The sequence below is a fragment of the Acidithiobacillus ferrivorans genome, from assembly GCF_016250455.1.
Taxonomy (GTDB): Bacteria; Pseudomonadota; Gammaproteobacteria; order Acidithiobacillales; family Acidithiobacillaceae; genus Acidithiobacillus; species Acidithiobacillus ferrivorans.
The window spans coordinates 2886607-2908596 of sequence record NZ_CP059488.1 but is presented as its reverse complement, the minus strand read 5'-3'; the positions used below and the strand labels follow the sequence as shown (position 1 = coordinate 2908596).

Here is a 21990-nt window from a genome sequence, read left to right as displayed (position 1 = left end):
CTGTTATGTCACGAATGGTACAGTGCGTAAAACTCGGCCACGAGGCCGAAGGTCTTGATCGACCGCCTTATCCCGGCGCCCTCGGCGCACGAATTTATCAAGAAGTCTCCAAGGAAGCCTGGCAGGGCTGGCTCAAGCACCAGACCATGCTCATCAACGAGTATCGTCTTTCTCCCATCGATCCCAAGTCGCGGACATTCCTGGAAAAACAGATGGATGCCTATTTCTTTGGCGATGGTGCCCAGGCCCCTGAAGGCTATCTACCGCCGGCGCCTTAAATCACCTCAATAGATGCTGCAGGGTGCTTTCTGGGTGCCCTGCAATCCGTGCAGATCTTGGCGTCGTTGCCGGACGACAGGCGCGAAGCGCGCCAGATCATGTTGGTATTGCAAGACTGTCAAGTCCTGTCGCCTAAAGGTGACGCTGTAACTTCTCTTCTTTATGTGCTCCCCCCGGTTTTTCTGGGGTGAAAAATAATAGCCATTAAAAGCATGCCTATAAATATTGGCATGACTCGTGCTTATACCTTTTTGCTGTCGAAAAACAGCCCCGCCGAGCGCGGAAACTGGAACCACTTTTTGAGGAGAGCTTACCGATGAAGAAGATTGTTGCCCTGACTGCTGCCCTGTCTTTCCTGACTGCCACTGCTGCTTTTGCCACCGAAGTCCCCGCCGTAAAGGCTCCAGGCAAGACCATGGAGCACAAGGTCATGGCGAAGAAGGTCGAGCACAAGAAAGTCGGGAAAAAGGCACCTGAGCACAAGAAGTTCGAGAAAAAGGCGCCTGAGCACAAAGTGATGGAGAAGAAGGCCAGGCCTGCGGCCTAAGGATTTGCCGGGTTGCGCCTCTGCGGTGTGACCTGTTGAGATCTGATTTCCAAACCTGGGGTTTAACTCCAGGTTTTTTAATATATGCGCCAGCGTGGGCGCACTCTTGCGGTTGCACTTGGCGCGATAGCTCTTGCACTTTCCAGCCCACGAACCTACGCTGAGACTCTTTTTCTGCGTCGGAGCCTGCTGGTCTATGGCATTACGCCCGAGTTCCATTTCCAAGCTGGCCGTCATTGGCTTTGGCCTGGTCATTGTGCCGTTGGTGCTGGTCATTGTCAGTGTGACCATTTCTATTGCCCATTTTGCCGAGCAGGGGCAGGTGAGTATTCTGCGCGCGGTGGCGATGAGCGATGCTGCCAACCGGATGAATAACGCGGTGCGCTCCATGGAGCGCTACGGGCTGCAATATACGGTGTTACAGGACCAGGCTTTACTGGTGCTCTATGATCAGAGTTTTACGGAGTACAAGAAATCCAGTGCCCGATTTGCTGCTGCCGGGCCGTCTCCCGTTGATCGACGACGTCTTCAACGCTTGGCCGATCATCTGGCCCATGCTCGCCAGATGTTGCCGCTGGTGTCGTTAGGGGGAAATCGCAGTGCACTGGAGAGTGACTTCAGCCGTGCCAGCGCTGAGGCGCAACACCTGCAAAGCGATGTCAATGAAGGCATCAGCACCGAAGTGGCCAAGTTGGGCACGCGGGCACTGGCGATCAAGCGTCTGACCATTGTAGAAGTGCTGCTGGTGTTGCCGCTCTCCATTGCCTTTGCGATCCTGTTTATCGTGCTGATCACCCGCCCCATCCGGCGTCTTGACCAGGCGGTTTCCGGTCTCGGTGATGGTGATCTGGAAACGCCCATCGCCGTGCAGGGGCCGCGAGATATTGCCAGTCTGGGCGATCGTCTGGAGTGGTTGCGTAATCGGCTCAATGCATTGGAGGCGGCAAAATTGCATTTCCTGCGGCAGCTTTCCCATGAGTTGAAGACGCCGCTGACGGCCATCCGTGAAGGCGCAGAGCTGCTTCAGGAGGACCTGGGTCACGAACTGGGTGCCGACGAACAGCAGGAGATCGTGCATATTGTTCGCGACAACAGCCTGCGTCTGCAGCGACTGATTGAGGATCTCCTGCGTTTCAGCCTGGCCGAGGGACCGGTGGGTGCGGGTATGGTACAGGATATCTCCCTGACAGCGGTTGTGGAGGACCTGCTGTTGAGCTATAAGCCCAGTCTGCGCAGCAAATCACTGCATCTGGTCACGGAGCTGGCCGACGTGCGGGTGCGTGGTCATGAAGACCGTCTGCGGACTATTTGCGATAATTTGTTGTCAAATGGCGTGAAGTTCTCGCCGCAAAACGCTACCATACGTATATATTTGCAGGTACAGGACGGACAAGCGGTCCTTGATGTTCAGGATGAGGGGCCGGGTGTGGCGCCCGAAGAGCGTGAAAAGATTTTCGATATTCTCTACCGGGGCGAGGCCTCGGAAGCCGGGAAGATCGAGGGCAGCGGGTTGGGACTGGCCATCGCCAGAGAATATGTACTGAGTTACGGGGGAAGTCTTGAATTGCTGGATAAAGAAACGCCAGGGGCCTGCTTCCGGTTGCGCCTACCGCTCACCGATCATATTGCTTCCCACGGTGCTTATCGTGCTGACCTTGGCGGGTTGCGCAACCACACCGTTGCGGACCCCCCCCAACACCGTGACCCTCAAGCCAGGTGAACAGGTGATACAGACCAGCACCTTGGCGGCCTTGCAGGCCCAGATTGCGGCACTGGGAAAAGCTACTCCAGTGACTGCGAGTGCTGCGAGTTGTGTTTCTGAAAAAGCGGAAGCTGCCAGTTTGAGTAAGCAACTTGCCGATGCCCGGGCTGGTGATCCCGGCTACCAAAAACTGGAGGCGCGGGCGAATGATTTGCAAAACCGGCTCGCCGAGTCCCGGCAGCGCGAGGTGGGCTTGCGTAAAAAGCTTGATGAACTGGTACAAATCGAAAAAAACGCGCGCTTACCTCAGGGGCACTAAACCAAATGGAAAAGGGCAGAATTTTATTGGTGGATGATGACGCTGATCTCTTGCGTTTGTTGTCTTTGCGTATGAAAACGGCCGGCTATGCCGTCAGTACCGCTGCCAGTGGCAACGAGGCGCTGTCAGTGTTGGCGATGGAGCATCCGTCTTTGGTCATCACGGATCTCAAGATGGACGAGATGGACGGGATGGCACTGCTTGACGCCATCCGCCGTGACTACCCGACTTTGCCCGTCATCATCCTCACTGCCCATGGTTCCATCCCTGATGCTTTGCTGGCGGCAGATCAAGGCGTCTTTGCCTTCCTTACCAAACCCTTTGACGGCAAGGATCTGATGGCGCAGGTCGAACGCGCCTTCAGCCTGACTGCGGCGGTTCTGCCCTCTTCAGGTAAGAAGGGCAGAGACTCCAGTTGGGACCGTATCCTGACCCGCAGTCCAAAAATGCAGACGGTGTTGGATCAGGCGCGTCTGGTGGCAGCGTCTGATGCCAGTGTTTTTGTGCATGGTGCCAGCGGTACGGGTAAAGAATTACTGGCGCAGGCCATTCATCAGGCCAGTCCGCGCCGTAATCAGGCCTTTATCGCACTTAACTGTGCCGCTTTTCCCGAACAACTCCTGGAGTCAGAACTCTTCGGGCATAAAAAGGGCGCCTTTACTGGCGCGGCCAATAATCATCAGGGACTGTTCCAGGCGGCGGATAGCGGCACACTCTTTCTCGATGAAATCGGCGACATGCCCCTCTCCTTGCAGGTCAAGCTGCTACGGGCCCTGCAGGAACGGGTAATCCGCCCTGTTGGCGCCACCGAGAGCATCGCCGTGGATGTGCGGATCATCTCTGCGAGTCACCGAGATCTGGAGCAGGAGATGGCTGCCCGACGGTTCCGGGATGATCTCTATTATCGCCTTTGCGTGGTGACTCTGGATCTGCCTGCCTTGGCTGAGCGCCCCGAGGATATCCCGCTGCTGGCCGAGTTTTTTTTACGCGACACGGCGGCCAAAAATCGCAAGGATGTCCGTGGTATCGCGCCGGAGGCCATGGAACTGCTGGTGGGGGCGCCCTGGCCGGGTAACGTCCGGCAACTGGCCAATGTCATTGAACAGGCGGTGGTGCTGTCTACCACTCCGCGAATCGGTGCGCCCCTCATCCGCCACGCTCTGCGCGACAGAGAGGGTGAAGTCATGCCCCTGGCCGATGCCAAGGGCCGTTTCGAAATGCATTATCTGATCCAGATTATGCGCATGACCCGGGGCAACGTGAGTCAGGCCGCGCAATTGGCGCAGCGCAACCGCACGGAGTTTTATCGTCTGCTGCGCCGCTATCACCTGGACCCCGCTGCCTTTAAAGAAACGGGCAGCGATGAAGGCGAAGCGGAGGTATAGTGGATCACCCGATACGCTGAAGAATCGGCGATCCACTCTTGAGCCATGATCAACGGGTTGCCGGGCAGGCAATCCAGGCTCAGCCGCAGCCATCGGGAAAATTGCTGGTTCAGGGAATGGTCGGGGCTATCAAGATGTACAGATGCTCAGGTTCTCATAGTTAAGCAGAACGAGCATCAGCTTCTGGAGACTTTTCATGAAGATAGAATCCATTACCTTGGTGCGGCACGGTATGACGGAGTGGTCGGATAGCGGCAAACATACCTCGGTGACCGATGTGGCATTGACGGCGGAGGGTCGGGTAGACGCGCAAGCGCTCTGGGGATCCTTTGTGGAGCAGGGGCATTTTGATGGCGTTTACTCCAGCCCTATGCTGCGGGCGCAGCACACTGCCATTCTCGCGGGGTTTGCCGATCCTGAACTACACCAGGGCCTCTGTGAGTGGCGCTATGGCCGCTATGAGGGCATGACGACCGCCGAAATCCGCCGGGAAAATCCGAAATGGAGCGTTTTCCGTTGCGGTGGACCGGGTGGTGAAAGTCCGGAAGCCGTCAGTGCCCGTTGCGACGGGCTGCTTGAAGAATGGGATGAGAAGGGCCACCGTCATGTGCTGTGTTTTGCCCATGGCCACATTCTGCGGGCGCTGGCCGCCCGTTGGCTGGGGCTGGAGTTGCGTTTTGGTGATCATCTGCACCTGGACCCAGGCAGTATTTCTTGCCTGGGTTGGGAGCACGAAATCCCCGCCCTGCATCTGTGGAATTATCGCCCACAGCGCCCGGTCATCGGGCCGCGCGCTGGCTGATTCAAACACCTGCCCGGCGATGATCGCTCAGGGCAGCAGAAAGGCTGGTGCGACCTGCGCGGCCTGTTGCATCCCGGCGTGATAATAATGCGTGCCCGAAAAAGCATTGGCATCATCAGCGCGAAACGCATCCATAGCCAGACCTTTGCGTCCCAGTGTCCCGCTCCACCAGCCGGAGGGATAGCAGAACTGCGGGAAGTACACACTGTTCACCGCATCAAAGCCTGCTTCCGTCATGCGCTGCTGGCACTGACGGATCAGGTCGGCATGTAACAGGGGAGATTCAGACTGGGCCACCAGCACGCCCTGATCTGCCAGCGCCTGGTGGCAAGCCGCGTAAAAGTCCGTGGCGAAAAGCCCCGCCGCCGGTCCGATCGGGTCGGTAGAGTCAACGATGATTACATCATAACGTCCGGCTTCGGCTTCGGTGACCCAGGCGATGCCATCGGTAAAGTGAAAATGGGCACGCGGGTCATTATTATTCTCACAGAGTTCCGGAAAAAAGCGCTCCGCAACCCGCGTGACCCGCTCATCCAGTTCTACCTGCACGACTTCTTCGACTTCCCGATGGCGCAAAACCTCGCGCAGGGTGCCACAATCGCCGCCGCCAATGATCAGTACCCGTTTGGGTGCCGGATGGGTAAACAGCGCCGGATGGCTCATCATCTCGTGGTAGAGGAAATTGTCGCGGTCGGTGACCATAACCAATCCATCCAGGGTCATGAGGGTGCCGAACTGTTCGGTCTCAAAAATCTCAATGCTTTGATAAGGGCTCTGCTCGCGATGCAGAACTTCGCGGATTTTCAGGCTCAATGCTGCGCCGTGTTCTTCATAACGCTCGGTGTACCACAGTTCTGTGCTCATAACCGTCTCTCTCAACGCTGGGAATGGTGGGGGGCTTGCGGGGGATTTTGCGGAAGATTCCAGTAAAAGAAAAGGGCGGACCGATTATCCAGGTCCGCCCGTTACCGCAGTGGGTCATTTCAAGCGCAGAGAACCGGCTTGACGCGCAACTCATGGGCAGGAACGCCCATCATGTCCACTTGCCCGCGCTTCATCTCCATGGTGGAGACTTGCCCGGCGCCAAAGGCTTCCTTGAGATAATTCAAGGCCTCCTCGGGCTGGATGATATCGCCGCAGGTGAAAATATCCACTGCGGCGTAACCATATTCCGGCCAGGTGTGAATGGCCAGATGCGACTCGGCGACGATGACGGCGCCGCTCACCCCGTAGGGCGAGAAGTGGTGAAAAGTTTGCGTCACGATGGTGCAATTGGCACGCCGGGCGGCCTCGAGCATGGCATCTGTAACATAATCAACATCAGACAAGGTACTGCCGTCACAATGGTAAAAATCTGCGACGATTTGATGTCCCAATGAGCGCATAGGTGCCCCCCTTACCAAAGTTAATAAACGGTTAAGAAGTAGCTCCCGTGCACCCCCAGACAGTACTTGGTTTTATGCCCTACCTTGCTGGAACGATGCCTTGCTCCAAGTCTCTTAAGGACTGACCCCCTTAGTAACTGCTTTCGGTGCCGTGGAAACAGACGACGAACTATACACTTCTGCGCTGAGGATGCAAGGATTTTTAGCGGGTAACGAGGTATGATTTTCGTCGTTACTGCGCGGCGTTCTGGCCCCACACTGACCGTTCGGTTTATACTGTGCGCCATGATCGCAAAAGCAGAGAGTGCCCATGGCCGCTGAGGCCCTTGTCGAACTGGAAAACGTGCGTTTTTCCCGAGGACCGCATCCAGTCCTGGCGGGGGTGGATATGCGTATTCCCCAAGGGGCCATCGTCTCCCTCATGGGCGCGAGCGGTGGCGGCAAGACGACTCTGCTGAATCTGATGGCCGGCACCCTGGCGCCCCAGTCCGGGCGCATACGGGTGGCAGGGCAGGATCTGCAAGCGCTGGATTTTGAGGGGGTATACCGATTACGGCGCCGCATGGGCATGCTTTTTCAGCACAGCGCCCTGTTTACCGATTTTAGCGTCTTTGAGAATGTTGCTTTTCCGCTGCGCCGCCATTTCCGGCTGAACGAGAGTATCTTGCGTAAACTGGTGTTGATGAAGCTGGAGGCGGTGGGATTGCGGGGTGCGGCTGGATTGATGCCCGCCGAGCTCTCCGGCGGCATGGGTCGGCGGGTGGCGCTGGCCCGTGCGGTGGTCATGGACCCGATGCTGATTTTTTACGATGAGCCCTTTACCGGCTTGGACCCCATTAGTGTGGGAATTATCGCGACTCTGATCCGTCGTCTCAATGATGCCTTGGGTGCGACCAGTATTCTCGTCAGTCACGATGTGCAGGAGACTTTTTCTATTGCAGAATACGGTTATATCCTCGCGGGCGGCAAAATTATTGCGGAAGGTTCGCCAGCAGCCTTGCGGGCCAGTGATTCAGAACTGGCCCGGCAATTTCTTGGTGGGCAGCCTGATGGGCCGGTGCCCTTCCATTATCCCGCAAAAGACGATTTTGCGACGGCTTTGACGGGCTCAACGGCGGCCGGCGAGGTGGTTTAGGTTATGGCCTTTCTGGACTTTGTGCCGAACCTGGGGCGGCGGGTATTGCTGACGATTCCCAACCTGGGTGCGGCGACCCGTTTTCTGCTATGGAGCTTGGTAGCGGTGATCAACCGCCATTTCAGCTTTCAGCAACTGCTCAAGCAGGTGTATGGCTTTGGGGTGCGGTCACTGCTGCTGATGGTTGTCGCTGCTTTCTTCACCGGCATGGTGCTGGGCTTTCAGGGCTATTACGCACTGGTGCGCTTTGGCGCGACTTCGGCACTGGGTACCCTGGTCGCCCTGTCGCTCCTGCGCGAACTGGGGCCAGTGCTGACGGCGCTGCTCTTCGCCGGGCGGGCGGGGTCGGCGCTGACCGCCGAAATCAGTTCCATGAAGGCGACGGAGCAGTTAAGCGCCATGGAAATGATGGCAGTCAACCCGTTTGCCTGGGTAGTGGCACCCCGTCTCTGGGCGGGGATCATCGTCGTGCCTATACTCTGTGCCATTTTTGATCTGGTGGGCATTTTCGGCGGGTATCTTATTTCGGTGCCGGTGCTGGGCGTGGATGGCGGCACTTTTTGGGCGCAGATGCAGTCCAACGTAGCGTTCTCCGGTGATATCCTGACCGGTCTGTTCAAGGCCCTTTGCTTTGGGCTGGCGGTGACCTGGATTGCCGCCTGGCAGGGTTACGCGGCGCAGCCGACCGCGGAGGGTGTGGGTAACGCCACAACCCGCAGCGTGGTGACGGCATCGCTGGTGGTGCTGGGTCTTGATTTCATTCTTACGGCTTTGTTATTCACCTAAGGGGTAGATGGCGCATGGAAAAACGGGCGATAGACTGGTGGGTGGGCATTTTTGTGCTCCTCGGCATCGCTGCTTTGGTGGTGCTGGCGCTACGCGTAGGGAATCTCTCCGGCTTCGCTTATAATGATGGTTATGTACTGCATGCGGATTTCACCAATATTGGCAGTCTCAAGATGCGCAGCCCGGTCAGGCTGGGCGGAGTCACGATCGGTGAGGTGACCCACATTGGCATGGACCCCAAGACCTTCATGGCGCAGGTGACCATGCGTATCGAACCGAAGGTAAAATTACCGACGGATACGGGGGCATCCATCTACACCGAAGGACTTCTGGGCGAACAGTACGTGGCCGTTCAGCCGGGTGGCATGCCACAGGATCTGAAGCCGGGTGGTACCATTACCATGACGCAAAGCGCTGTCAACATTGATCAACTGATCGGCCAGATGGTCTTCGATAAGGCCTCGGGCAGCAAATAGGGAGAATTCTGTATGCGTCAAATTTCTTTGATTTCGCTGGCATTTTTTATTCTGGCCTGGACATTGCCTGCCGCGGCAGAAGACACGCAGGGGGCGGTAACCGTTGTTGAGCAGCTTACCAATAGTGTACTCAAGGTGTTGCGCGCTAATGAAGGCAAGCCCATCACGCCGACCGTGAAGAAGGATGTGGCGGACATTGTCCTGCCGCATATGGATTTCACCACCATGTCGCAATATGTGATGGCGCGGTACTGGCGGCAGATGAGCCCGGTCCAGCAGCAGGAATTTGTGGTGCTGTTCAAGGATCTGCTGGTGCGCACCTACAGTAATTCACTTAATCATTATCACGGGCAGACGGTAAAAATCACGGGCAGCCAGCAGATCTCCCAGAATCCGCCAGTGGCACAAGTGAACATGGTTATTCGTCAGAACGGTGGTGGTCCAGATGTTCCGGTGATTTATGCTCTGCTCTATACCAATAACTCCTGGCGGATTTACAACACCTATATTGACGGGGTCAGCATGGTGCTCAACTATCGCCAGAGTTTCGGGCAGATTGCTGCAAGTCGCGGTATCCCGGCATTGTTGCAGGACATGAAGACCAAGAATGGCATGGGCGGCAAAACGGCGGCCGCGGCTTGAGCACAGTGACTTCCTGGGAGCGACGGATGGTTGACGGTACCCCCAGGCTGTTCCTCCAGGGAGACTGGCGAGTGGCACAACTGGATAAGGCCCTGCGCTCTTTTGCATGGGCGAAAGACGGTCAGGATTGCACGGAAATTTCCGTCGCAGAGTTGGAGGCTGCAGACAGTGCCACACTCGCGGTGCTGATGGAGTGGACCCAGCAGGCCACCGAGCGCGGAATTGCCCTGCGTATTCGCGGGGCATCTTCCAACCTGCAAGAACTGGCGAGTTTGTATCATCTGCAGGATATTTTGCCGCTGTATCATGACTGATTCCCCGGCTATTCACATCGCCGGATTGCGCAAAATCTATGGCAGTGGGCATCTGGCCTTGGCGGGCGTAGATCTGGATGTGCATGCCGGAGAGTTTTTTGGTCTGTTGGGCCCCAATGGTGCGGGGAAATCTTCGCTCATCAATATTCTGGCCGGAATCGTGCACCGCTCCAGTGGCGTGGCTGAGATCTTCGGCTTTGATGTAGAGCGGGATTTTCGCCGGAGCCGTCAGTTGCTGGGGGTCGTGCCCCAGGAGCTGGCTTACGACCCTTTCTTTACTGTGCGGGAATTTCTGCGCATGCAGTCCGGTTATTTTGGCTTGCGTCACAACGATGACTGGCTTGATGAGCTGATGATGGAGCTGGATCTGACGGACAAGGCCAACGCCAATTTGCGTGCTTTGTCCGGTGGCATGAAGCGGCGAGTGCTCATCGCCCAGGCTTTGGTGCACAAACCCCCGGTGGTGGTGCTGGATGAGCCGACCGCGGGGGTTGATGTGGAACTGCGTCAGGGGCTCTGGCGTTTTATGCGGCGCTATAATGAAGAGGGCCATACCGTTATTCTCACCACCCATTATCTGGAAGAGGCCGAGGAACTCTGTCAGCGGATCGCCATCCTCCAGCAGGGGCGAATCGTTGCCTTGGACAGCAAGGATGCATTGCTGCGTACCTCCAGTTGGCGGGTGCTGACGGTGACTTTCGACCGCGATCCGGGCACGCTCCCTCCTGAATTGGCCGAGTTGCTGACCGGTGCTGCAGAAAATACCAGAGTACTCAGGATTGACGCGCAGAGAAGCCCGTTGGGGGACGTCCTGGCACAATTGCAAACACTGCCCGCCCAGATCCTGGATTTACACCTTCAGGAGCCACGTCTGGAAGATGCCTTCACGGATATCCTCGGACAAGGGCGCTAAGCTTGGCGGACCATTTGCGTCTTGATCTTTTCCTCAAGACGTCACGTCTGATCAAGCGCCGCAGTCTGGCTAAAGATATCTGTGATGGCGGATGTGTGCAGATCAACGGTCGGCTGGCTAAGGCGGGGGCGATGGTGCAGGTGGGTGATATGCTCACTATCGATATTCGGGATCGACTGATGCGGGTACGGGTCCTACGTATTCCGCAGCGAATTGAAGGGCCGGAAGGGGTGGTGGAAGTGCTACCCGAGGAGGCTGGGGAATGATCACGGAGCCACGTCTGTTGCTGACAGTGGGGGAACCATCGGGCATCGGCCCGGATATCTGCCTGCAACTGGCCAGCCACGCCCTGCCCGCTGGGGTTCTGCTCATTGGCGACCTGCACTGTCTGCGCCGCCGTGCGCTGACTCTGGGCTTATCGCTGCGACTGGAGCCCTGGCAGGAGGGCGATCCCTGGCCAGCGCCGGAAAATAGTGTATTGCACGTGCTGGATGTGCCGCTGGCTCAGCCTTGTCGCCCCGGCCATCTGGATGTGGCTAATGCACCGGCGGTACTGGCTACTCTGGATAAAGCGATGCACCTGTTACGTGCAGGTGCTGCGGATGCACTGGTGACGGCCCCGGTGCATAAGGGCATCATCAACGATGCGGGAATTCCCTTTACTGGGCATACGGAATATCTGGCGGATGCTTGTGACCGTCCCGAAGTGGTCATGCTGCTCGCCGGTCGCGGTCTGCGAGTGGCGCTGGCGACAACTCACCTGCCTTTGTCTAAAGTGGCGGCAGCCATTACCCGGGAAGGGTTGGAGCGTACGCTGCGCATCCTGCACCGGGCCTTGCGTGAAGACTTCGCCCTCCTGGCACCCCGTATTTTAGTCGCTGGCCTGAATCCCCATGCCGGGGAGGGGGGGCACCTGGGGTATGAGGAGCAGGATATCATCGCGCCAGTGATAGCTGTCTTGCGGGGAGAAGGGCTGCGGGTCAGTGGCCCGTGGCCGGCCGACACCCTATTTACCCCTCGCCTGCTGGAAGATGCCGATGCCGTGCTGACCATGTATCATGACCAGGGCCTGCCGGTGCTGAAATACCATGCCTTTGGTGAGGCGGTAAATATTACTTTGGGTTTGCCCATTGTGCGCACCAGCGTGGACCATGGCACGGCGCTGGATGTGGCGGGCACGGGTCGGGCAGAAGGCGGCAGCTTGCTGCGGGCGCTGGATGTCGCTGCGGAAATTGTCCGTAACCGGCGTGCCGTAGCCCGTTGATTCGGCCCGCCACCGCATTGTTAGAAAATGCGACTGTGTCCTTCCGGCACTTGGGCGATCAGGAACTCCATTTGATCGGCGAGAATGCGCCGATTACTGAGCAGCAGATACTCCGCCCAGGTTGGGGTGAAGGGCACCGCGAGCAGCGGCATGTGCGCCTCATCGGGGGTGCGGTTGTCCTTGCGACTGTTGCAACTGCGGCAGGCGGTCACCACGTTGGTCCAGATATCCCTGCCCTTGCGGGAGATGGGAATAATATGGTCACGGGTGAGTTCGCGGAGGGGGAAGTGTTTGCCGCAGTACATGCAGAGATGACGGTCGCGATGAAACAAGGTCTGGTTGGACAGTGCCGGAGGGCGAATGGTGCCCTGATGGCGACCACGGACGGCGATGACCGGATGAATGTCGAGTTGCGAGAGAATGCCACTGCGGCGGCAGATGCCGCCGTGAGCGGTAAAGAAAGGATTCCCCAGTGTCCAGGCAACATTACCCCGGACATAATGGGCCGCGGCTTCTTCCCAGGTTTCCCAGGCCATGGGACGACCACCGACGTCAAGGCGCAGCACGAGGTGCATAGACTTTCCGTTTCGCATCGCCTGCTAGAGGCGTCGACCAAATATAGCATGAAGATGTGCTGATGTTGCAAGAGGGGCGCCTGCCGCGTGCAAAAAAGCGTTTCGGACAGAATTTTCTGGTTCAGCCGCAGATCGTTGCGCGTATTGTGGCGGCTATTCGCCCCGTGCCCGGCGATCAACTGGTGGAGATCGGGCCGGGGCCGGGGGCGCTGACCAGGGCTTTGCTTCGCCTCTTGCCGCAGTTGACGGTGGTAGAACTGGATCGGGATATGATTGCCGGTCTACGCGCACTGGCGTCGCCGGAACAGCTACAGGTCATGCAGGCGGATGCGCTGGAGGTCGACTTCGCGGCCCTGGCCGGTGCCGGGAATATCCTGCGGGTGGTGGGTAACCTGCCTTACAATGTGGCGACGCCGCTGATTTTCCATATACTGGAGCAGGCGGAACAGGTGCGGGATATGCACTTCATGCTGCAAAAAGAGGTGGTGGACCGCATGGTGGCGGTGCCAGGAACCAAAGCTTACGGACGGCTTTCGGTGATGATACAGGCGCACTGCGCGGTGGAATCGCTGTTCACGGTGGCCCCCGGCAACTTCTTTCCGGTACCCAAGGTGGATTCGGCGTTCATGCGCCTGGTGCCGCACCGTCCAGGATTGCTACCCCTGCACCTGCAGGCGCCTTTTGCGCGGATCGTCGCTACCAGCTTTGCCCAGCGCCGCAAGACACTCGCCAATAATCTGCGCGGCCTTTTGAGTGCGGATGACTTGCAGGCTTTGCAGATCGATCCCGGCTGCCGCGCCGAAACGCTGGATCAGGCTGCTTTTTTTCGCCTCGCCGAGGCCACAGTTGAACAAGGAAACCGATCATGAATCATTTGGAAGTTGCCGAGAAACTGTTTGCCGAACTGGAATGGGAAGCGAAGACGCTGCCCGATTATCCGGTCCTTACCTGCGCGCTGCAGGTGCCGAATGGTGTGCTGGACATTTTTTGCCATGTGCATGGCGAACGGGAGCGTGTCCTGTTTTACCTGCGTCCCCAGAATCTGGAGATAACTATGGAAAAACGCCCGGCGGTGGCGGAATTCCTGACTCGCGCCAATTATGGACTGGCCTTGGGTAACTTTGAACTGGATCTGGACGATGGGGAGATCAACTTCAAGACGATTCTCCAGGCACCGGCCACGGTGTTGAACACCGCCCTGCTGCGTCCTTATCTGTTGATTGGCGTAGAGACCATCAACCACTACCTGCCAGGGCTGGACCGGGTGCTGAGTGGTCGGGAAACCCCGGCTGCCGCGATCAAGGCGTTGGAGACTGCGACAGCAGTCCATTGACTCCGGGGCCGATAATCCCGCTGCCCAGCAGCAGTGGGGTGATGCCCATGCCACGGATTTTGGCGAGGGTGGGCTGGGCGGCGGCCAAGGAGTCGAAGGTGCCGGTGCGGAGCCGGTAGAGGATATTGTTATTACTGGCTTCCACCTTTTCCATCTGGATGCTGACTCCCAGCAGGGCGAGGCGGTCACGCAAGACGACGGCCGCGGCGCGGTTGGTGAAGGCGCCCACCTGAATGGTCACCGGCTGGTGGACGACGCTGGTGCTGCTGGTGCTTGCCGCACTGGGGATGCCGGGGCCGTTACCGAGGATGTCGGCAGGAATATCCACATGCATATTGGGCAGGATCTGGTAAAAACTGAAGTCGACGCCGCTGTGGGTGGAAGCCACAGCGGCGCTGCTGGAGGTGGTGACGGCGAGCGGACTGCGCACCGGAGTTGCTATACTAGTCAGGGTGGCCGGTGTGGACGCTGAAGGGTGGGTGGCTGCTGGGCTAACAGGCTGTTGCTGAGCGCTTGCCGGTGCGCTATTGCTGGCGCTCATCGCCGCCGGTAGCCCTGCCCCGCTACTGATGAAACCGAGCTTTCCGGTGCTGATGGGGAGCTGTGCTATCCACCACCAGGCCCCCGCACTGAGCATGATTATCAGAAGAAGCAGCAACACCCAAGGCCAGCTCCGTGCCGGACGGGGTGGTGTTTCCTCGCTGTCATCCTCCGGCTCAACCGGCCGCCGTGCGGTGATGGGCGGGCGTGCCTCCTGCGCTCGCGGGCGGCTGGTTTGATTTTTGTAATCGCGCATAATCCTTTACATCTGCTCCGGTGCGCTGACGCCGAGCAGGCGTAACCCGTTGGCAAGAGTCTGCGCGACGCTCAGACAAAGCGTCAGGCGGGCGTGGCGTAGCGGTGTCTCCACCACCAAAATTCTGGTCGAATTGTAGTAGGTATGAAAGGCCGCAGCCAACTCCCTGAGATAGAAAGCAATCTGATGTGGTTCGCGATCACGGGCCGCCGTGGCCACTACTTCCGGGAAGCGCCAGAGGACATCGGCAAGGGCGATTTCGCGGGGCTCCTGGAGGATTTCCAGGTCGACGCCGTCTGCTGCAGGCAGGCTGAGGCCCTTTTCTGCGGCTTGACGCAGCAGTGAATACACCCGGGCGTGAGCATACTGGATATAAAATACCGGGTTTTCTTCGGAGTGCTTTTTGGCCAGCTCCAGATCAAAGTCCAGATGCTGGTCGGCGCGGCGCAGCACATAAAAGAAACGCGCGGCATCATTGCCTACCTCCTCGCGCAGTTCGCGCAGGGTGACAAACTCGCCGGCACGGGTAGACATGGAGACTTTTTCCGTAGCGCGATAAAGGATGGCGAACTGGACGAGGACGACTTCCAGACGCTCGTCTTCCAGGCCGAGGGCGCGCAGGGCGGCTTTGACCCGGGGCACATAGCCATGATGATCGGCGCCCCACATGTCGATGACGTGGGTGAAGCCGCGCGCAAACTTTTCGGCATGGTAGGCTACATCGGAGGCAAAGTAGGTATAGGCGCCATTGTCGCGCCGCAAAACCCGGTCCTTGTCGTCATCAAAAGCCGTGGCACGAAACCAGAGAGCGCCTTCATGGGTGTAGCAATGTCCGGCTTTTTCGAGGGCGGCGACAGCGGCATCGACAGCACCCGCATCCATCAGACTGCGCTCGGAATACCAGCGTTCATAGTGCACGCCGAAGCCCTCCAGATCGTCGCGGATATCGGCGAGAATCTCGTCCAGCCCGGCGCTGTGCAGGGTGCGATAGTCTTCACCGAGGGACTGCTTCAGGTGGGCGATGAGGGTGTCGATGGCGCTATCACCGTCGCTCATCTCGGGCAGGTTCGGTAATCGGGCCGTTGCATACTGTAAGCGGTCGCCGACCCGCTGCCGAAGACGAGCCGCGATCTCGCGTACATAACCACCGCGATAACCATTCTCGGGAAAGGGCCAGGGCAGCGCTCCGGCGGCTTCGAGATAACGCAGGTAGACGCTGGCGGCGAGAATATCCATTTGCCGCCCGGCGTCGTTGACATAGTATTCGCAGAAGATGTCGAAACCATTAAAGCGGAGGAGGTTGGCGAGGCTGGCACCGTAGGCGGCACCGCGTCCGTGTCCGACGTGCAGGGGACCCGTCGGGTTGGCCGAGACGAATTCCAGCTGCAGGCGTTGCCCCGCGCCATTTTGGTTGGCGCCGAATCGGTCCTGTTCAGTGCGCACCTGGTGGATCACCGCATGGAATACAGCCGGCTGCAAAAAGAAGTTGATAAAGCCGGGGCCGGCAATCTCGGCGCGGGCAATCCATTCTGATGCAGGCAGTGCCGCAACGATATCGACGGCGAGATCACGCGGCTTGTGCCCGGTGGCTCTGGCGAGGAGCAGGGCGATGTTGCTGGCGAGATGGCCGTGTTCCACCTGTTTGGGGCGGTCCAACTCCAGGGTGGCGGGAATCCCTGGAATGCGGCCCTGGGCGTGGAGTTGTTGAAGCGCCCCTTGCAGGGCCTGGCTGACAAATGCTTTCACAGGGCTACCTTATGCACGAAATCTCTGCTTTAGTGTAACGCAAGCCAGCGCTTTACGGCAGGGGTTGTTGTATCTTGGATACTGTAACTGGAGCAGAAGATCAATGGGGGTGCGCATAATGCATGATTATCTGAGAGGTTTCCGGCACTGGCTTACCACCCCGTGGACGCTGCCCGGTGGTATGGTTGTCGAGCCCATCGGTATGGTCGAGTTTTTGATTATCCTGGTTTTTTTATGGTGGGGGGCGGCCTGGGTGCGGCGGCTCACGCGCCGGGTGCTAGGCCGGCAACTGGAGCATGCCACGGCTTACGCCATCTCGCGGCTCATCTATTACCTGGTTATTGCCCTGGGCATTTTCATTGCCCTGCAGACGATCGGTATCAATCTCAGCAGTCTGGCTCTCTTGGGTGGTGTGGTAGGTGTTGGTCTGGGTTTCGGGTTGCAGAATATTTTCAGCAATTTTGCGTCCGGACTCATTCTGCTCTTCGAGCGCAGTATCAAAGTTGGCGACTACATCCAGATCAAAGAGAACGGCCTGCATGGCGAGGTCAAAAAGCTGGGCGTGCGCTACACCCAGATCGTGACCAACGACCATGTGGATATCCTGGTACCCAATTCCCAGTTTGTGAATGGTGAAGTGATCAACTGGAGTCTGGATGACCCGATTATGCGGATTCATATTCCGTTTCGCGTGCCCTACGGTACCGACCGGGAACGATTGCGGAATCTGGTCATAGAAACTGCGCTCTCCTTGCCTCTGACGGCAAGAGATGAACATTATCCGCCGACCTTGTGGTTGAACGCGTTCGGAGATGCGGGCTATGACTGCGAGATGATCGTCTGGGTGGAACGTGCGGGACTGATACGTCCCGGCGGAACCCGTGCCAAATATAACTGGGCACTGGCGGATGCTCTGGAGCAGGCGGGCATCGAAATACCGCGCCCGCGTCAGGAGGTGGTGGTGACACCTTCCCTGGCGGCGGCACTGGCCACTGTGGAAAACTCGTCCTCTTCCTCCTCCACATAATTGCGCGGATCATCGGCTCTGCGTAAGGCGCTGGGCGGGATGATAAAGACGTAGGCGGTAATGGCCGCTATCAGGCAGATCCACATCGACAGGCGCAGCAGGTTGTCGATGCTCAGGGTGCCCGCCTGCACCTCGATCAGGGTGTGCAGGTGTTGGGCGGAGAGTGCTACTTCCGGATCGAAACGGCTGATGTGGTCGCGCAGATGGTCGCTGGCAAGGGCGCTGTAGCGGGCCCAGTAGACGCTCAGCAGGCTCACCCCGATGTTGGCACTGAAGACGCGAATGAAATTGCTGGTGGTGGCTGCTGACGGAATTTCCGCAGCGCTGAGGCCAGAGAGGATAACCATGGTCAGCGGCACGAAGAGCATACCGACGCCCATGCCGATGAACAGCATCGGCCAGAACAGATCACTCAGACTGCTGATGGGACTGAGATAGGCGCTGCCGTAGGCGAAGGCAAAAATGGCAAAGCAGAGGGTCGTCAGCTGGCGCAGGCCCAGTAGTCTGCGCAGGCGGTCCATCTGGGTCGATAAGGGAATAGCGCCAAGACCAATGGGAATAAGCACCGCGCTCCCCCAGAAGCCGTTGAAGCCGAGGGTTTCCTCCGCCCAGAGGGGCAGCATGGAGGCCCAGCCCATGAACATGGCCCAGCCCAGGCAGAGCAGCAGTAGCCCCAGCCAGTAATTGCGCCGGTGCAAAAAGTGCAGTTGCAGCAGGGGATAGCGGGCCTCGCTTTCGCGCCAAGCAAAGAACAGCAGGAAGACGAAGGCGAACAGGGTCATTTTCAGGATGAAGGTGGAATGCCACCAGCCGTACTGCTCGCCCTGATCCAGCACCACCTGCATGCTCATCAGGCCGCCGTAGAGCAGGCCGAAGCCCCAAGCGTCGAAAGGCGGCGTCCGGGGATCACCATGATCTTTGGGAATGCCCGTACTACCCAGAAATAGGGCGACGCCCCAGATTGGCAGGGAGAGTAGAAAAATGCTGCGATAGCCGAGTTCCGTCGCCAGCAGGCCGCCAATGGCTGGCCCGAAGAAAAAGGGTACCAGCATGGCGTTACTCCAAAAGATGGTTACGAGGCCGTGAAGTCGGCCGGGGCTATGGCGTAAAAACAGACTCTGGCTCAGCGGTACCAGCAGCCCCGCCGCTATACCCTGCAGAGCGCGGGACAGCAGCATGATCCAGAGATTATCGGTCACCGCACTGATGACGGTGCCCACCATGGCCACGCTAACCGCCACCTGAAAGACGCGGCGCATCCCGAAGCGGGCGGTCGTCCAAGGCATCAGGGTGATCCCCAGTGACCAGTGAACAATGAAGTAGGTCAGGGTCCAGAGGGCATGATCGCTGCTGGTGGAGAGGCCGCCCGCGACGTAGGGGAAAATACCCTGCACCGAGGCGCCATCGAAGGAGCCCATACCGAGGGCGAGGCCTACCCCCGCAAAGAGAGGCCAGGTTTTAGAAAGGGACTGCGCTGTTTCCACCAGGTTAGATCCTTGGACGTTGGCCCAATTTAACGTTAACGCTAATATTCAGTCGCGGGCGCTGCTTGCTTTTCTGGGCTTGGTCACCCCACGTCGGCATAACTTTGGTGCGCGCTGTCTTAGAAACCGCCGTCGGCCGTTGCCATCATTAGAAAGGCGCCGGAACCGCCCGCCGGATGCTCCAGCCAGATCAGGGGCAGATCAGGACGGCGGCGGATGAGGGCTGCTTCGGCATCGCCGGTTTCTACCACCAGCACGCCGCCCGTCTGCAGGTGCTGTGGCGCCTGCTCCAGCAGGGGGAGCAGGCAATCCAGGCCATCATCGCCGGCGGCCAAGGCGAGACGGGGCTCGTGCCGGTATTCGGGGGGCAGCTCCGCCATGGCCGCCGCATCCACATAGGGCGGATTGCTGAGGATCAGGTCGTAGCGCTGTCCATCCAATGCGGCGAAGAGGTCGGACTGATGCAGGTGCACGCGCTCCTCCAGGCCATAACGCTGCACATTCGCGCGGGCTACGGCGAGGGCCTCGGCGGAAATGTCTACCGCATCCACTTCGGCGTCAGGAAAACGCAGGGCCAGGATGATGGCCATACAACCGGAACCCGTGCCGATCTCCAAAATGCGCTGTATCTGCGACGCCTCTACCCAGGGCGCGAAGCCCTCTTCAATAAAGGGCTCCAGCAGGCTGCGTGGGATGAGGACACGCTCATCGACGCTAAAACGCAGTCCGGCAAACCAGGCTTCACCGGTGATGTAGGCGGTAGGGCGACGGAGCATCTCCCGCTGATAGAAGTAGTTGAGCATGGTGTTTTTCTCGCCATCCAGCAGGCGGGCCGCGCCGAGTTCTGCAAGGTCTTCTGGCTCCAGATGGAGCGCCCGCGCGATCAGGGTGTCGGCTTCGGCGCGGGGTTGCTGTTGGCCCTGGCTGAAGTCGAGCCCGGCAGCGGCAAAACGGCTGGCTCCCCAACGCCGGTAATCGGTTACCGTATGCAGGGCAGTGATAGCGAGGGCAGCATATTGTTCGAGGTTCATTCAGTCTAACTCCAGCCAGACCGGGCAATGATCGGAGCCGGTCACATCGGTGGCAATCCCCGCTCCGCGCAGGCGCGGCAGCAGGCTTTCATGTATCCAGAAATAATCAAGGCGCCAGCCGATATTGCGGGCGCGGGCGTTGGTGCGCTGGCTCCACCAGGAGTACGTTATGCTGTCCGGGTGCAGGTGACGGAAGCTATCCACCCAACCGGCCGCTACCCACTGGTCCAGGCAGACCCGTTCTTCGGGGAGAAAGCCGGATATTTTCGCATTCTCTTTGGGGCGTGCGAGGTCGATGGCCTGATGGGCAGTATTGACGTCGCCACAGAATACCACCGCCCGACCTGTGGCGACCCGGGCGTTGATCAGCTCCAGAAAGGCAGCGTAGAAATCCAGTTTGAAGGCGAGGCGTTCAGTATCTTTCTTGCCGTTGGGGAAGTAGACATTATACAGGTCGAAATCCCCACAGTCGGTGATAAGCACGCGACCTTCCCGGTCGAAGCGCGGGATGCCCAGGCCCGTTGCCACTGGTCGGCAGGGTGCTTTGCTGAAGGTGGTAACGCCGCTGTAACCGGAGCGCTCGGCAACTGCCCATTGGCTATCGTAGCCTTCCAGTACGGTTTCTGCCGCCGGAAGACGATTCGGATCGGCCTTGCTTTCCTGTATGCAGAGCACATCCGGTTGCGTCGCCGCGACCCAGTGGACTAACCCCTTGCGACAGGCGGCGCGCCAGCCGTTCACGTTCCAACTATAAAGGCGCATGGTCACGACTTCTCAACGCATTACCCGCACGGCCAAAAAATCCCCTTCGGTCAGTACCCGTTCCAGAATGGCACGCCCGGCATCGCCAGCGGTGCCTGCCGTAGCGAGCAGGGCGAGCCCTTCCCGCGCCGCTGTTGGGCTGATAACGCCATAGCGCAGGGCTAGTTGATAGAGCACGGCAACACTGATTTCCTGGCCGGGCTGTTTGACCAGCTCCCCCTGAAACTGCGCGAGCGGCCCGCCGTAGAGGAGCAGTTTGCGCACGTGGTCGATATTGGGCAGTGTCGAGGTACTGGTACTCATGATTATTCCTTGCTGACAAATCATCCATTAAACCGTGCGGTGACGGACCCAATGGTGGCGTTTGGTATGTGACAACTAATAAGCCTTGTCCGGACCCGGCCAGCCCTGGCAACGTAGGGACCACAGCCCGCCACTTTGTGGCGCAGTGAGCAGTGGACCCAGTTCTGTCAGGGCGGCGCTAAGCGCCTCGCGCAGGCCCCAGGGTGCATTCACCACGATCAGCCCGCTGCCAAAAAGTTGTTCCCGGCCTTCCTCCGGCATCTGCGACAGTTCGCAGGCAAAAGCGGGCAGGCGCTCACGCAAGGCCTGCCACAATCTGGTGATCGTACCGCGGATTTTTACCGGGTACCAGACGAGATACACCCCTTGCGGCCAGCGCCGATAGGCGCGGATCAGGGTGTCCGCAAGGCGCTCCCATTCATCTCTGCGTTCAAAGGGGGGGTCGATCAGGACCAGGCCACGTTTTTCAGGCGGGGGGATCAGCCCGAAGAGGGCGCGATAACCGTCTTCACTGAGGATGCTGGTGTGCGCCCGCTGGCCCATCGCCTTGCGCAGGCGCGTCGCTACTTCGGGCTGCTGTTCGCAGAGCACCATCCGGTCGCCGGGCCGGAGCAGGGCGGCGGCAAGGGCGGGTGAGCCGGGGTAGTGGCGTAACCTGCCATCGCTGTTCTCATTGCTGATGATTTTCAGCCACGCACCCGCATGCGGCAGGCTGCGCCGGTCTGCCCACAGGCGCGCAACACCTTGCATGTGTTCCCCTTGCGCGCCTAGGGTGTATTGCCCCGCTCCTGCATGGGTGTCGATGTAAGCGAGTGGCGTGTCCTTACGGATCAGTGCTTGCAAAGTGAGGCTCAGGGCCAGATGCTTGATGCAGTCGGCAGCATTGCCGGCGTGATGATGGTGGTCGTAATTCATGGTTTGTTTATCTTTCTGGGGTTGGCTTGGGGCGATGCTTTCGTCATGATAACAGATAGCCGTCCAGAC

At 58.8% G+C, this 21990-nt stretch carries 27 protein-coding genes; 17 read left to right on the top strand and 10 right to left on the bottom strand.

What is annotated here, in order from left to right; all coding sequences use genetic code 11:
- The first annotated feature begins 5 nt into the window (after positions 1-5).
- From H2515_RS14565 to H2515_RS14540, 6 genes are all read left to right on the top strand, one after another.
- Positions 6-278, top strand: coding sequence for an oxidative damage protection protein (locus H2515_RS14565; RefSeq protein WP_014030210.1), 273 nt, complete (start codon positions 6-8; stop codon positions 276-278).
- Positions 279-595: 317 nt separating this feature from the next.
- The gene (locus H2515_RS14560) at positions 596-826 is read left to right on the top strand and encodes a hypothetical protein (protein WP_198660475.1); all 231 of its coding nucleotides are present in this window, start codon (positions 596-598) and stop codon (positions 824-826) included.
- Positions 827-1022: 196 nt separating this feature from the next.
- Positions 1023-2546, top strand: a complete 1524-nt coding sequence (locus tag H2515_RS14555) for a HAMP domain-containing sensor histidine kinase (RefSeq protein ID WP_065414092.1) — start codon at positions 1023-1025, stop codon at positions 2544-2546.
- Positions 2547-2550: 4 nt separating this feature from the next.
- Positions 2551-2847 carry a hypothetical protein gene (locus H2515_RS14550; protein ID WP_232821425.1) on the top strand — a complete coding sequence of 99 codons (297 nt, stop codon included), beginning with the start codon at positions 2551-2553 and terminating at the stop codon, positions 2845-2847.
- A 5-nt stretch (positions 2848-2852) separates the two neighbouring features.
- Positions 2853-4232, top strand: coding sequence for a sigma 54-interacting transcriptional regulator (locus tag H2515_RS14545; RefSeq protein WP_014030207.1), 1380 nt, complete (start codon positions 2853-2855; stop codon positions 4230-4232).
- Positions 4233-4428: 196 nt separating this feature from the next.
- Positions 4429-5034, top strand: coding sequence for a histidine phosphatase family protein (locus H2515_RS14540; protein ID WP_198660473.1), 606 nt, complete (start codon positions 4429-4431; stop codon positions 5032-5034).
- Between the two features lie 27 nt (positions 5035-5061).
- Here H2515_RS14540 and speE read toward each other — a convergent pair whose 3' ends face one another.
- Positions 5062-5898: a polyamine aminopropyltransferase gene (gene speE / locus H2515_RS14535; RefSeq protein ID WP_198660472.1), complete on the bottom strand. Its 837-nt coding sequence runs from the start codon at positions 5896-5898 to the stop codon at positions 5062-5064.
- 119 nt (positions 5899-6017) lie between these two features.
- The gene (gene speD / locus H2515_RS14530) at positions 6018-6419 is read right to left on the bottom strand and encodes an adenosylmethionine decarboxylase (RefSeq protein ID WP_014030204.1); all 402 of its coding nucleotides are present in this window, start codon (positions 6417-6419) and stop codon (positions 6018-6020) included.
- Positions 6420-6729: 310 nt separating this feature from the next.
- Here speD and H2515_RS14525 point away from each other — a divergent pair, with 310 nt between their 5' ends.
- Genes H2515_RS14525 through pdxA form a run of 8 tightly spaced genes read left to right on the top strand, consistent with a single transcriptional unit; the run spans position 6730 to position 11949 of the window.
- A complete protein-coding gene (locus tag H2515_RS14525; protein WP_198660471.1) occupies positions 6730-7554 on the top strand; it encodes an ABC transporter ATP-binding protein in 825 nt (274 codons plus the stop codon).
- 3 nt (positions 7555-7557) lie between these two features.
- Positions 7558-8340 (top strand): lipid asymmetry maintenance ABC transporter permease subunit MlaE, encoded by a 783-nt coding sequence (gene mlaE / locus H2515_RS14520; protein ID WP_014030202.1) that lies wholly within the window; start codon positions 7558-7560, stop codon positions 8338-8340.
- A gap of 14 nt (positions 8341-8354) precedes the next feature.
- Positions 8355-8816, top strand: coding sequence for an outer membrane lipid asymmetry maintenance protein MlaD (mlaD, locus tag H2515_RS14515; RefSeq protein ID WP_014030201.1), 462 nt, complete (start codon positions 8355-8357; stop codon positions 8814-8816).
- A gap of 12 nt (positions 8817-8828) precedes the next feature.
- Entirely contained in the window at positions 8829-9458 is a 630-nt protein-coding gene (locus H2515_RS14510; protein WP_198660470.1) for an MlaC/ttg2D family ABC transporter substrate-binding protein, read from the top strand.
- A 5-nt stretch (positions 9459-9463) separates the two neighbouring features.
- Positions 9464-9772, top strand: a complete 309-nt coding sequence (locus H2515_RS14505) for an STAS domain-containing protein (RefSeq protein WP_232821637.1) — start codon at positions 9464-9466, stop codon at positions 9770-9772.
- Entirely contained in the window at positions 9765-10685 is a 921-nt protein-coding gene (locus tag H2515_RS14500; protein ID WP_014030198.1) for an ABC transporter ATP-binding protein, read from the top strand. Before H2515_RS14505 ends, H2515_RS14500 begins: the two co-directional genes overlap by 8 nt.
- A gap of 2 nt (positions 10686-10687) precedes the next feature.
- Positions 10688-10951, top strand: a complete 264-nt coding sequence (locus H2515_RS14495) for an RNA-binding S4 domain-containing protein (RefSeq protein WP_071182316.1) — start codon at positions 10688-10690, stop codon at positions 10949-10951.
- On the top strand, positions 10948-11949 hold the full coding sequence (gene pdxA, locus H2515_RS14490; RefSeq protein WP_065414098.1) for a 4-hydroxythreonine-4-phosphate dehydrogenase PdxA: 1002 nt from the start codon (positions 10948-10950) through the stop codon (positions 11947-11949). The genes H2515_RS14495 and pdxA overlap by 4 nt, the downstream gene beginning before the upstream one ends.
- 20 nt (positions 11950-11969) lie before the next feature.
- Here the strand turns inward: pdxA and H2515_RS14485 are convergent, their stop codons facing one another.
- A complete protein-coding gene (locus H2515_RS14485) occupies positions 11970-12524 on the bottom strand; it encodes an HNH endonuclease (RefSeq protein ID WP_014030195.1) in 555 nt (184 codons plus the stop codon).
- A 62-nt stretch (positions 12525-12586) separates the two neighbouring features.
- Here H2515_RS14485 and rsmA point away from each other — a divergent pair, with 62 nt between their 5' ends.
- Both rsmA and H2515_RS14475 read left to right on the top strand, forming a co-directional pair.
- Entirely contained in the window at positions 12587-13393 is an 807-nt protein-coding gene (rsmA, locus tag H2515_RS14480) for a 16S rRNA (adenine(1518)-N(6)/adenine(1519)-N(6))-dimethyltransferase RsmA (protein ID WP_172804447.1), read from the top strand.
- Positions 13390-13857 (top strand): YbjN domain-containing protein, encoded by a 468-nt coding sequence (locus H2515_RS14475; protein ID WP_014030193.1) that lies wholly within the window; start codon positions 13390-13392, stop codon positions 13855-13857. Before rsmA ends, H2515_RS14475 begins: the two co-directional genes overlap by 4 nt.
- Here the strand turns inward: H2515_RS14475 and H2515_RS14470 are convergent.
- Together H2515_RS14470 and argS are read right to left on the bottom strand one after the other, a co-directional pair.
- Complete coding sequence (locus H2515_RS14470) at positions 13823-14653, bottom strand: SPOR domain-containing protein (protein ID WP_198660469.1); 831 nt, start codon at positions 14651-14653, stop codon at positions 13823-13825. The two genes, H2515_RS14475 and H2515_RS14470, sit on opposite strands and share 35 nt — an antisense overlap.
- 6 nt (positions 14654-14659) lie before the next feature.
- Positions 14660-16399, bottom strand: a complete 1740-nt coding sequence (argS, locus tag H2515_RS14465) for an arginine--tRNA ligase (protein ID WP_198660468.1) — start codon at positions 16397-16399, stop codon at positions 14660-14662.
- Positions 16400-16517: 118 nt separating this feature from the next.
- Here argS and H2515_RS14460 point away from each other — a divergent pair, with 118 nt between their 5' ends.
- Entirely contained in the window at positions 16518-17426 is a 909-nt protein-coding gene (locus H2515_RS14460; RefSeq protein ID WP_232821424.1) for a mechanosensitive ion channel family protein, read from the top strand.
- On the opposite strand, the gene H2515_RS14455 is transcribed toward H2515_RS14460, so the two are convergent.
- The 5 genes from H2515_RS14455 to H2515_RS14435 all read right to left on the bottom strand — a co-directional run bounded on the left by H2515_RS14455 (position 17348) and on the right by H2515_RS14435 (position 21921).
- The gene (locus H2515_RS14455) at positions 17348-18910 is read right to left on the bottom strand and encodes an MFS transporter (RefSeq protein ID WP_198660466.1); all 1563 of its coding nucleotides are present in this window, start codon (positions 18908-18910) and stop codon (positions 17348-17350) included. The two genes, H2515_RS14460 and H2515_RS14455, sit on opposite strands and share 79 nt — an antisense overlap.
- Positions 18911-19029: 119 nt before the next feature.
- The gene (gene prmB, locus H2515_RS14450) at positions 19030-19941 is read right to left on the bottom strand and encodes a 50S ribosomal protein L3 N(5)-glutamine methyltransferase (RefSeq protein WP_198660465.1); all 912 of its coding nucleotides are present in this window, start codon (positions 19939-19941) and stop codon (positions 19030-19032) included.
- A complete protein-coding gene (locus tag H2515_RS14445; RefSeq protein ID WP_198660464.1) occupies positions 19942-20703 on the bottom strand; it encodes an exodeoxyribonuclease III in 762 nt (253 codons plus the stop codon). It lies immediately after the preceding gene.
- Positions 20704-20715: 12 nt separating this feature from the next.
- A complete protein-coding gene (locus tag H2515_RS14440) occupies positions 20716-21006 on the bottom strand; it encodes a DUF2322 family protein (RefSeq protein WP_232821423.1) in 291 nt (96 codons plus the stop codon).
- Positions 21007-21081: 75 nt separating this feature from the next.
- The gene (locus tag H2515_RS14435; protein WP_198660462.1) at positions 21082-21921 is read right to left on the bottom strand and encodes a 23S rRNA (adenine(2030)-N(6))-methyltransferase RlmJ; all 840 of its coding nucleotides are present in this window, start codon (positions 21919-21921) and stop codon (positions 21082-21084) included.
- Positions 21922-21990: the final 69 nt, after the last annotated feature.